The 11,467-nt window shown below is 73.3% G+C and carries 6 protein-coding genes; 2 read left to right on the top strand and 4 right to left on the bottom strand.

Annotation, left to right across the window (positions count from 1 at the left end; genetic code table 11):
* Positions 1-298 precede the first annotated feature (298 nt).
* Positions 299-6,616, top strand: a complete 6,318-nt coding sequence (locus ACG2DA_RS18725; RefSeq protein WP_395257648.1) for an MG2 domain-containing protein — start codon at positions 299-301, stop codon at positions 6,614-6,616.
* A gap of 93 nt (positions 6,617-6,709) precedes the next feature.
* Here the strand turns inward: ACG2DA_RS18725 and ACG2DA_RS18720 are convergent, their stop codons facing one another.
* On the bottom strand, positions 6,710-8,065 hold the full coding sequence (locus ACG2DA_RS18720) for a tetratricopeptide repeat protein (protein ID WP_395257646.1): 1,356 nt from the start codon (positions 8,063-8,065) through the stop codon (positions 6,710-6,712).
* A gap of 201 nt (positions 8,066-8,266) precedes the next feature.
* Between ACG2DA_RS18720 and ACG2DA_RS18715 the strand changes: the two genes are divergently transcribed.
* Positions 8,267-8,464: a hypothetical protein gene (locus ACG2DA_RS18715; RefSeq protein WP_395257644.1), complete on the top strand. Its 198-nt coding sequence runs from the start codon at positions 8,267-8,269 to the stop codon at positions 8,462-8,464.
* A 22-nt stretch (positions 8,465-8,486) separates the two neighbouring features.
* On the opposite strand, the gene hemC is transcribed toward ACG2DA_RS18715, so the two are convergent.
* From hemC to ACG2DA_RS18700, 3 genes are all read right to left on the bottom strand, one after another.
* Positions 8,487-9,437, bottom strand: a complete 951-nt coding sequence (gene hemC, locus ACG2DA_RS18710; protein WP_395257642.1) for a hydroxymethylbilane synthase — start codon at positions 9,435-9,437, stop codon at positions 8,487-8,489.
* A complete protein-coding gene (locus tag ACG2DA_RS18705; protein WP_395257640.1) occupies positions 9,430-10,515 on the bottom strand; it encodes a DUF502 domain-containing protein in 1,086 nt (361 codons plus the stop codon). The genes hemC and ACG2DA_RS18705 overlap by 8 nt, the downstream gene beginning before the upstream one ends.
* Positions 10,516-10,647: 132 nt before the next feature.
* Positions 10,648-11,467, bottom strand: an 820-nt coding sequence (locus ACG2DA_RS18700) for a ComF family protein (RefSeq protein ID WP_395257638.1), incomplete at its 5' end; no start/stop codon positions are given.

Below are 11,467 nucleotides of genomic sequence, written 5' to 3'. Positions count from 1 at the left end.
CCCGGACCCTTCAAGGGTCCGGGACGCTGGCGTCACCCGCCGCGTCGGGACGGGGAAGAGCGTCCGACCGACTCAAAGGGCGGGAGCGTGTGAACCGTGCCTCATCCTCGGCCCCTCTCCCTGAGGGCGAGGGGAGAAAAAGGGCGCCGGATCTTCGTGGGAGAGGCGCGGGAAATGCGTGGCGGCGGATCGTTGCCCCGCGTTGAAAAAGCGGGAACGGTGGGAGCGGTCGCGGCGTCCGCGTCGTGACGCATTCCCGTCGTCGCTGAAAACCGCCCCTCGCCCCCGGTGTTCCGCCGTGTTTCGCCCGATTCTCGCCGTCGCCGCGCTGCTGGGCGCGTCGTTCGGCCTGTTCGCCATGTCCCCCGCCGCCCAACCCCCGGAGCCGGCCGACGCCCGTCAGCGGGCGGAGGCGCTGCTGGAGAAGGGCGACTACGCCGACGCCCTCGCCCTTTACGAGCAGCTCCTCGAACAGGGCGACGCGAAGGGGCCGGTCGCCGCGCAGGATCTGAAAGCCGCGCTGCGGGCGACGAACCAACTCGGCCGGCTGGAACTTCAGGACGGGCTCCGCGAGACGGCGCTGGCGGCCTACCCGAACGACCCGTTCGTGATCGAAGCGGCGGCGGAGTCGCTGCTGAGCGGCCCGCATTACGGCTATGTGATCGACGGCGAGTTCACCCGCGGCCAGCAGCGCCGCGGGGGGAACTGGACGCAGATCTTTGACTGGGACCGGGCCCGGGCCCTGCAATTGCTGGTCGGCGGGCTGCCGCACGCCACCGCGGAGGCGATGGGCGGCGAGGCCGCCGGCCGGTACCGCCTGGCGCTCGCTCAGGCTCTGACGCAGGGGCGTCACGGCAATTCCGCCTGGCAACTTCAGACCCTCACGGACCTCGGCACGCTGCCGGACCGGGCCGACCCGGACCCGGTCCGCCACGCCGCCAACCCCGCCGGCGCCCCGGTGACGGTCGACGGCGACCCGGTCGTCTTTGCCGTGCCGGCCTCCTGGGAGGCGGCGAACAGCGACGGCGAACGCTGGCGCTGGGCCCTCAGCGAAGCGGCGGCGCGGGACGAGACCGTCGCCGCGGAGGCGACGATGCAGCGGGCCTGGTTCGCCGCGGGGCAATTTGGCGTCGGCACGCTCCAGGGCGCGTTGGACGCCCTGCTGGGCGACGACGGGACGGAGGCCGCCGGCCCCTGGGCCCTCTCCACGCTGAAAGACACGGAGACGATCGCCCGCCTCGCCACCGGTCCCAAGCGGTTCCCGCTGCCGGAGGACTACAACCATCTGAAGTTGTTCCGGCAGGTCGCCGACGGGAGCACGCCCTCCGCGACCGAGGCCCTCAAGGCCCTCGCCGGCGTTTACGAGAACCGCCGGCAGTACCCGACGGCGGTAAAGGTCTGGGACGAACTGATCGCCCGGTCGACGCCCGGCACGCACCAGCACGAGTCCGCCAAGCGCCGCCGCGAGCAGATCGTCGGCGCCTACGCCGCCTTCGAGCCGGAGCCCGTCGGCCCCGCAGGAACCCCGGCGACCGTTTCCCTCACCTACAAGAACGCGGAAAAGGCGACGCTGCGGGCCTACCGCGTGGACGAGCGCCAGTGGTTCGCCGACGCCGTGCGGGAGCTGACCGGGCCGGAGGCCTCGGCCGAAAACGACGCCCCCCGCGGCGACCTGCTGAACGAATGGTGGCCCGCGAAATCGAAGTACGTCGGCGAGCCGATCGGGGAGTGGACCGTCGAACTGGACCCGCCCGCGGACCACACCCCGGCCCGGCGGACGATCGAAACGCCGCTGACGGACGCCGGGCTCTACTTCGTCACCGCGGAGCTGCCCAACGGGCGGACCTACGGCGTCGCCGTGCAGCGGGCCGATCTGGCGATCGCGGTCAAGCCGCTGGTCGGCAGCCGGGCCCTGTGGGTCGTCACTGACGCCGCCACCGGCGCCCCAGTGGAGGGCGTCAAACTGGACCTACTGGGCTACGGCTACGAGTGGATTCAGCCCCCCGGCCGCCGGCAACTGAAGACGATCCGCCGCTCCGCGACCACCGGCCCCGACGGGACGGCTTTCGTCCCGGAGGGCGGCGACGCGGACAACATCTACCAGTGGCTCGCCGTCACCTCCAAACCGGGCGAGAACGGCAAAGAGCGGTTCGGCGCCTTCGGCTTCTCGGACCGCACGTTCGGGGCGGAGCGGATCGGCGGCCCACTGGGCACGGTGCAGATGAAGATCTACGCCGTCAGCGACCGCCCCGCCTACCGGCCCGGCGACACGGTGCACCTCAAGGGCTGGTACCGCCGGGCCGGCTACGCCCTGCCGACCGACGCCCAGGAGCCCCAGCGCCGACTCAAGGTCGTCGTGAACGATCCGCGGGGCGAGGAGTTGCTCTCGGAAGATGTGACCGCGGACGAGTTCGGGGCCTTCCACGTCTCCCTCGAACTGGGCGAGGAGGCGACGCTGGGCCAGTACCACATGACGGTCGGCGAAGCGCAGAACTTCCCCCGCACCCAGCAGCACGCGCTGAACTTCCGTGTCGAGGAGTACCGCAAACCGGAGTTCGAGGTGACGGTCGACGCCCCCGAGGAGCCGATCGTGCTCGGCGAGGAGTTCACCGCCACCGTGCGGGCGGAGTACCTGTTCGGCGGCCCGGTCGCCGGCGGGGTTCTCAGCTACAAGGTGACCCGCACCGTCGAGGACGCCGGCTGGCACCCCTACGACCCGTGGGAGTGGCTCTACGGCCCGGCCTACTGGAGTTGGGCGCCCGGTTATCAGGAACCGAATCCCTACGGCAACGGCTACGGCTTCGGCGGCCGCTTCGGCGGCATGGGAATGGGCTTCGGCGGGCGGTGGAACCCGCCCGGCCCGGAGGAGGTCGTCGCCGAAGGCGAGGCCGAACTGGACGAGCAGGGGACCTTCGAGATCCCGATCGACAGCTCCCTCGCCAAGGCCCTGAACGCCGACGCCGACCACCGCTACACCATCACCGCGGAGGTGACCGACGCCAGCCGCCGCACCGAAACCGGCGGGGGCTCGGTGCTGGCCGCGGCCGTGCCCTTTCGCGTCTACGGCTACGCCGAGTACGGCTACGCCGTCGCCGGGGAACCGGTGCGGGTGAACTTCACCGCCCGCACCGCCGGCGGGGAGCCGCTGCGGCAGGTGGGCGAGTTGTCCGCGTTCCGCCTCACCGGCGGACCGGACGGGAAGACGGTCGCCACGCCGTTGGAGCAGACCCCCGAACCGGCGATCGACGCCGACGGCGTCGTCTCCGCCCGCTTCCTGTTCGAACAGCCCGGCCAGTACCGCATTGATTACGAGGTGGCCGCCGACGGCCACACGGGTACGGAATCGGTCGTGCTGAACGTCGTCGGCCCGAACGGCGCGACCGACGCCGCCACGGTTGCCGACGGCCTCGAATTGATTCCGGACCGCAAAACCTACGCCCCCGGCGACACGGCGAAGCTGCTCGTCAAAACGGAGGCCGAGGCCGTCTACCTCTTCCCCCGGGCGGAGAACGGCACCGTGCCGGAGCCGGTCCTGCTGCGGCCGACGGATGGGGCGGTCGGCTACGACCTGCCGATCGGCGACGCCGACGCCCCCAATATTTGGGTGGAGGCGCTGGCCGTCTCCGGCGGGCGGCTGCACTCCGTCTCCCGGCGGATCGTCGTTCCCCCGACGGAACGGCTGCTGACCGTCGAGGCGAAGCCCTCCGCCGACCGCTACGAACCCGGCGAGGAGGCCGAGGTGACGGTCACCGTCACCGACGCGACCGGCGAGCCGGTCAACGGCGACGTCGCCCTGACGGTCTACGATCGGGCGATCGACGCCCTCGTCGGCGGCCCCAACGCCCCGGACGTCCGCAAACACTTCACCGATCTGCTGCGGCATCACCACGTCCGGATCGCCCACAACCTGTCCGGCGTCGCCCACAATCAGGTGCGGGACCACGACGACCATATGCCGACCGTCGGCCTGTTCGGCGGGCTGGTGCTGGCCGACGACGCTGAGACGGACCAACTGGCTGTGATGGAGGGGGCGGCGGACTTCGGCGGCGTCGGCGGGGGCATGGGCGGCCTCGGCGGCGGGTTCGGCGGCCGGCCGCAGGCCAAGGCTGTCACCCGCTCGTTCGCCGCCCCGGCCGCCGCCCCGATGCTGGCCGCCGAGGGCATGATCGCCGATCGGGCGGAGGCGGCGGAGGCGATGGCCGACGGCGCCGGTCCCGCCGCCCCGGCCCCGCAGGTCCGCGAGAACTTTGCCGACACCGCCTATTGGACCGCCAACCTCGACCTGACGAACGGCGTCGGCACGGCCCGGTTCGCGCTGCCGGACGACCTCACCGGCTGGCAGATCCGCACCTGGGCGGTCGGCCCCGGCTCGGCGGTCGGTTCGGCGGACGGCCGGTTCGTCACCAAGAAGAGCCTGCTGGTCCGCCTGCAAACGCCGCGGTTCCTCACGGAAACGGACGAGATCGTCCTCTCCGCCCTCGTCCGCAGCGAACTGGAGCAGGCCGTCGAGGCGGAGGTGCGGTTCGACCTCGGCGAGAACGGCCCGCTGTCGAACCCGAACCTCGGCGACCTGACGAAGACCGTCACCGTGCCCGCCGGCCAGGAGGTGCGGGTGGACCTCCGCGTCGCCGCGACCGGCACGGGCGAGGCGAACGTCACCGCGTCCGCCACCACCACGCTGCCGGACGGCACCCCCGGCCCCGGCGACGCGGTCAAGCAAACCTTCCCCGTGCTGGAGCACGGCACCCTGCGGACCGAGAGCTTCGCGGGGACCGTCGAGCCGGCCGAGACCGATTCCACCGTCAAATTTACCGTCACGGAGCAGCGGGACCCGGAGCAAAGCGAACTGGTCGTGCGGGTCAGCCCGTCGCTGGCCGTCGCCGCGGTCGACGCGCTGCCGTATCTCGTCCACTACCCGTACGGCTGCGCCGAGCAGACGCTCAACCGCTTCCTGCCCGTGCTGACGATGCGGCACCAGTTGGAGGAGGCCGGCGTCACGCTGCCGACGCCGGAGGAGGTCACGGCGAACCTGAACGCCTCCCGCCGCGGCCGGGCCTTCCCCGAATGGGAGGAGAAGCCCAACCCGGTGTTCGACCGGGAGCAGGTCTTCACGATGACGCAGGAGGGCGTCGACCGGCTGGCGACGTTCGCCCGGCCGGACGGCGGCTTCGGTTGGTTCCCCGGCGCCCGCGACTCGGACGTCTACATGACGACGCTTGTCACGCACGGCCTTTGGCTGGCGAGCCAACGCGGGGCCGACGTGCCGCAGGATCTGATTGCCGGCGGCCGGAAGTTCCTCGCCCGGCATCAGGCCGGGGAGGTCGCCGAACTGAAGCGGGGCGAACTGCCGCCGAAGCAGCGTGAGGACACGGACTTCAAGCTGCTCGCCGACAGCCTGGACGCCCAGGTGTTCCGCGTGCTCAGCGATCTCGGCGCCGACCCGGACGACGAGACCCACGCCGCGATGGCCGGCTACCTGTTCCGCGACCGTCTCAAGCTGCCGGTGAAGGCCCAGGCCCTGATCGGCCTCGCCTTCGCCGCCCTGGAGGACGGCCGCCTGGAGACCAGCCTGTCGAACCTTCGGCAGTACCTCATCGTCGACGAGGAGAATCAGACCGCCTACCTCCGCCTGCCGAACGACGGCGGGTGGTGGTACTGGTGGAACAACGACCTGGAGGCGAACGCCCTCTACCTGGAACTGCTCTCCACCGTCGGCCAGACCGACGGGGCCGCCCCGAAGCTGGTCAAGTACCTGTTGAACAACCGGCAGAGCGGCTCCCGCTGGGCCAGCACCCGGGACACCGCCCACGTGATCGAGGCGTTCGCCGCCTACCTCAAGGCGACCGGCGAGGCCGCCCCGACCGCCGACGTGATGATCACGCTGGACGGCAAGCGGCTGCGGACGGTCTCCATCACCCCGGAGAACCTGTTCACCTTCGACGGCACGGCCGTCCTGGAAGGCGACGCGGTGACGAGCGGCGAGCACGTCCTCAGCGTCCAGCGGGCCACCCCCGACGGGGCGAAGCCGGCGCCGCTCTACTTCACGGCCCGCGTCACCACCTTCGACAAACGCCCCTTCATCCCCTCCGCGGGGCTGGAGATCAAAGTGACCCGCAGCGTGCGGCGGATCACCGACGTCGACGAGACCCGCGCCTTCGCCGACGACGAGGGCCGCCCGGACGAGCGGGAGGTGGATCAGAACGCCCGCGAGGATCTGACCGCCGCCCCCGGCGACCCGGCCGAGGCGACCAGCGGGGAGCTGATCGAGGTGGAACTCATCCTGGAGGCGAAGAACGACTACACCTACGTGATCCTGTCGGACGCGAAGGCCGCCGGGTTCGAGCCGGTCGGCAGCGCCCCGGGGACCGGCCCGCTGAGCGGCTGGGTGTGGGACGGCGTGAGCGCCTACCGCGAGTTCCGCGACGAGCGGACGGACTTCTTCCTGCCGAACCTGCCCCGCGGCCGGCACTCGCTGCGGTATCGGCTGCGGGCGGAGGCCCCCGGTTCGCTGCACGCCCTGCCGGCCGTCGCCGAGGGCATGTACGCCCCGGAGCTGCGCGGCAACAGCGACGAATGGACCGTCATCGTCGCCGACCGGGAGGACCTCACGCCGTAGGCCGCCTGCGTGGCTGACGCCGTCGCCGAGTCGAGCGACCCGGACGCTCCCAGCGCCCGGGTCGCTTTGCGTGTGCAGCCCGCCGGGACGCGCTCACCGGGCCGCGGAGAACCCGCCGACCGGCGGCCAAAGCGGCATCTCCTCCGCCGGTTCGGCCGGTTCGGCCGGGGCGGGGACGAAGGTGCCGCCCTCGCCGATGCCCGGTTCGAAGTGCAGTTCCCCGGCGTCGGTCGCTTCCGGGGCGCGGTCGCCGCCGAGGCCCTGCCACGTCGGCAACTCGCCCGTCGGCGGGGCGGGGGGCGGCACGGCGGGCGGTTCGACCTCCTCCGGCGCCGTCTTCACCGAGTCCGTCTTAACCGGAGCCGTCTTAACCGCAGCCGGGGGCGTCGCGGCGGTCCGCATCCCCGGCCCGTCGAACGCTCCGGCAGGTTGCACGGACGACTCCGCCGCCCCCAGCGGGGAGGTCGTCCGGCCGCCCGTCCGGGTGGCGTCCGCGGTCCGCACGGCGCCGGCCCCCTCGGCGCCGCTCTGCGGGGCGGGAGCCGGCGGGGCGGGGGCCGCGGCGACGGTGGGCACCGGCGTGTCCGGCGCGAGGCCGGCCCACAGCGGGGCGTCGGTCGGCACGTCGAGGGCCCGCGGCGGCGCGTTCGAGGGGAACAGCACGGCCAGTTTCGCGTCCGCTTCCGCCTTCGTGCCGGTGCGGGCCAACACCGCGGCGGCCCGGGTGCGGTCGCCCTGCTTGGCGTACAGCAGGCCGAGGTTTTCCAGGCTCCGCACGTGATCCGGCTGCTGGGCCAGGGCGGTGCGGAAGCGCTCCTCCGCCTCCGCGACGCGGCCCTGCAGGAGGTACGAATAGCCCACGTCGCACAGCAGATCGACGTCCCCCGGCCGGGCGGCCAGCGCCGCCGTGTAGTGCTGCTCCGCGGCGGCGTAACGGCCGGACTGATCCAGCAGCACGGCGAGCCGGTGGTGGGCCTCGACCGCGGCCGGGTCGCTCAGCAGGGCCCGACGGTAGTGGTCCTCGGCGAGGTCGGGGCGGTTGGCCCGCTCGGCGGCGTGGCCGGATTCGATCGCCTGCCGGGCCGCCAGCGCCGGACCGGAGATTGGCCGATTCGTCGCCGCCAGCGGGCAGCCCGCGCCGCACCCGCCGGGGCCGCAACTGGGACAGCCCGCGGCCGGCGTCGCGGCGGGGGAACCGGGCAGATACACGCCCTCCGGCCCGCCGGGGATCTCGTCGCCGGCGAGGAAGACCGGGTCCTTCAGCTCGTTCGGATAGGCGGCGCCCTCGCTGCGGCTGAGGGCTCGCGTCATTGGGGCGAAGCTCTTGCCGGAATAGCCGCCGCTGTCGCGGAGGGGGGCGCAGCCGGCCCCCGACGCTCCCAGCAGCCCGGCGGCGCAGCACAGGCGGGCCGCGATCAGCAGACGGCGGGCGGCGGGGGTGGGGCGCATCGCGGGCGGTCCGGTCGGATCGAGACTGCCGGCGCTATCGGTCGCGGGCCGCCGCCGGGTTCAGCGCCCGACGACGGCTTCGGCCGGATTTGCCGAATCGGGCGAGTTTGCCGGCTGCGGGGCGGGATTGGGTGATGCCGGCCGCGGCGGCGGGCCGATCTTCGTTCACGGACCTCCCCGACCCGCCGTGGGACTCTCCCGATGAGCGCTGCCGTGACCTGTCTGATCCGTCGTCTCGCCCTGTTCGTCCTGCTGGCCGGGACGCTGTCGCAGGCGGTCGGTTGCCATAACCTGCAGGAGCACCGTCGCGCCCGCTGGAACTACGGCCCCGGCATGAGCGCCGGCAGCGACCCCTACGCCGGGGTGATCGACTTCGACGCGGTGAAGGACCTCGTCTGAGGCTCGCGGCGCTCCCCGCCGACTAAAGCAGCGCCGCCCCGCCGCGTTCCAGCAGGCTCTCCGCGACGGCGACGCCCGCGGCGACCGGGTCCGGGGCGGTGGCGTTCGCCTGCAGGCAGGTTTTGCCGTCCAGCGAGAGCAGCGCCGCGGTCAGTTCGATCGCGGCCGGGTTCTCCCCACGACCCCGCACGCCCACCGGGGCGTGGCAGCCGGCGCCGAGGCGGTGCAGGCAGGCTCGCTCGGCGTCCGCCTCCGCCCGGGAGACGGGGTGGTCGAGGGGCGCCAGCCGGGCGACGGCCGGGTCGTTCTCTCGACACTCCACTCCCAAGGCGCCCTGACCGACCGCCGGCAGGATCTCGGCGTCCAGCCGCTTGGAGACGCGCCCGGAGAGCCCCAGCCGGTCCAGCCCGGCCTCGGCGAGGATCAGGGCGTGGAACTCCCCGCTGTCCAGCTTGGCGAGGCGGGTCTCCACGTTCCCGCGGGCCTCGGCGAAGGTCAGATCAGGCCGCAGCCGGAGGAGTTGGGCCCGACGTCGGGGCGAGCCGGTGCCGATCGTCGCCCCCTCCGGCAGATCGTCCAGCGATCCGGCGCCGGACCCGGCCGGCAGCACGAGGGCGTCCCAGCGGCTGGCCCGCTGCGGCACGGCGGCGAGCGTCAGCCCCGGGGCCGGAGCCGTCGGCAGGTCCTTGAGCGAATGCACCGCCACGTCCGCCCGGCCGTCCAGCACGGCCCTCTGGACCTCCTTCGTGAACAATCCCACGCCGTTCGCCCCGGCGTTCGGCGCCCCGTTCTCCAGCGCCCGGGCCATCGCCGGCAGCGGGTCGACGCGGTTCCGGTCGCCGGTCGTTTTCACCTCGACCAGTTCCACGGTCAGCCCGGGGTGGGCGTCGCGGAGCAGGGCGGCGACGTGATTCGCCTGCCAGAGGGCCAGCGGGCTGTCGCGGGTGGCGATGCGAAGCACGGCGTCAGTCACGCGCGGCTCCCATCAGCTCCTTGGGGGCGGGGATCGTCTGCGGGGCGGCGGAGCCGGGCGGGGTGCCGTTGACCCGCGGCGGCGCCCCGAGGGCCTGCTGCGGGGGGACGAGCACGCCGCAGCTCAGGCAGAACTGGAAGGCCTGCTCCACGGTGAGGTCCAGTTCCCGCACCTTGCTGCGGGGGGCGGAAATCGTGAAGCCGGTCATCGGCATCGGGGAGGTCGGCATCAGGATCGAGTACAGGGGCTCGCCGGCGGCCTCGACCGTCTGCTTCATGCTCTCCCCGGTCACGAAGCCGATCGACCAGACGCCCTCCAGCGGGTACTCGACCGCGACCACGCTGTTGTATTCGATCTGCCGTTCGGCGAAGAGGAAGTCCGTCACCTGCTTGACGGAGCCGTACACCCGGCTGATCACCGGCAGCTTGCCGAGCACGTCGTTTTCCACCTTTTTGACCAGCCAGGCGCCCACCCGCACCCCGACCAGCCGGCCGATGAAGTAGATCGCCAGCAGCGCCACGACGACCGCCAACGTGCTGAGCAGGAAGCTGCTCTGGAAGTACTTTTCCGTCGCCAGTTCGGCGTACAGGCCGATCGCCTGGTTCGGCAGGTCGTCCTCCGGCAGGACCCGGGCGACGCGGGAGAAGTCCCGGTACGGCACCGCCCGCGGTCCCATGCGGACGAACACGGCGTCGGCCAGACCGGCGTCGGCGAGGTCTTCGGCGGTCAGCACCGCCCCGTCGGCGTCCAGCCCGACGAGGTCGGCGGCGTCGTCCCGGCGGACGAGGTAGTCCGACCCCGCGAAGTCCAGTTCCGGACGGGTCGCCGGGCGGATCAGCGATTCGGCGTCGGCCGGGACGTCGGCCCGGATCGCCTGGCCGATGGAGTACCGCACCAGCCCGCTGACCGGGTTGACGACGTAGTCCATCACGGTGCCGGCGGCCCACAGCAGGATGGCGACCGTCAGGATGCTGGGCAGCGTGATCGCCAGTCCGCGGAGGAAGATCGCCGAGGCGCCCCGACGGTGCGGGGGCGGGGCGACGGGCGAGTCGGGCTGCAACGAAGCGGGGTCGGGCACGGCGGTGGGGGCGGGCGGAGCGGCCGGGGAGGGGCAGGATACGGAGCGACCGACGCCCGGCTACCGACACGGAGCCCCTTCCGCCCGGTTCCACGCGTTCTTCCCGTCGTCGGAGGCGCCGCGGCCCCCGCCTCACCGCCCGCCGACGCCCCGGGCGAATACCGCCACGGACACCCCCGTCGCCCCCGCGGCCCGCAGCGCCGCGGCGACCCGGCGGGCGGTGGCGCCGGTCGTCAGCACGTCGTCGCACAGCAGCGCCCGCTTTCCCGCGACCGCGGCCGGCCGGGGCAAGACGAACGCCCCCCGCAGGTTCGCCCGGCGGGCCGTGGGGGTGAGGTCCGTCTGTTTGGGGGTGCGGCGGCGCTTCCGCACCAGCCGCGGCCGGGCCGGCAGGCGCAGCCCGCGGGCCAGCGTCTCGCACAGCTCCGCCGCCGGATCGTGGGCGGTCCGCAGGCGGTCCGTCCAGTGGTGCGGCACGGCGGCGACGAGGTCGAACCCCGTCAGCCGGTCCGCCCAACGGTCGAGTAGGTCCTCCCCCAGCGCCCGGGCCGCCGGGCGGCCGCCGTCGGCTTTGGCGTGCAGCACCGCCTCCCGCAGACGCCCCTCGTGCAGGCCCAGCGAGACCGCCCCGGAAAAGGGGAACGGCTCCTCCCGGCGGCAGTGGGCGCAGTCGTCGCCGTCCGGCACGTGCGGCCCGGTCGGGGCGCCGCAAGCCCGGCACCAACCGCACGCCGGGGCGACGAACGTACGGCAGTCGCAGCGCGGGGTCAGCCGCGGCGGTTCCGGCACGCCGTCGGCGCCGCACAGCGGGCAGGCCGGCGGCACGCAGAGGTCCAGCAGCGACCGCCCCAACCGCTTCGCCGCCTCCCACCGCTTCCCCTTGGAACTGGCGCCCGGCCGGCCCGCGGCGATTCGGGGGGACGGCTCGGCGGGGGCGATCAACACGGCGGCG

This window comes from Alienimonas sp. DA493 (assembly GCF_043951915.1).
GTDB lineage: Bacteria > Planctomycetota > Planctomycetia > Planctomycetales > Planctomycetaceae > Alienimonas.
Note: the sequence above shows the minus strand (reverse complement) of the source record. Positions and strands in the feature narration are given on the sequence as shown.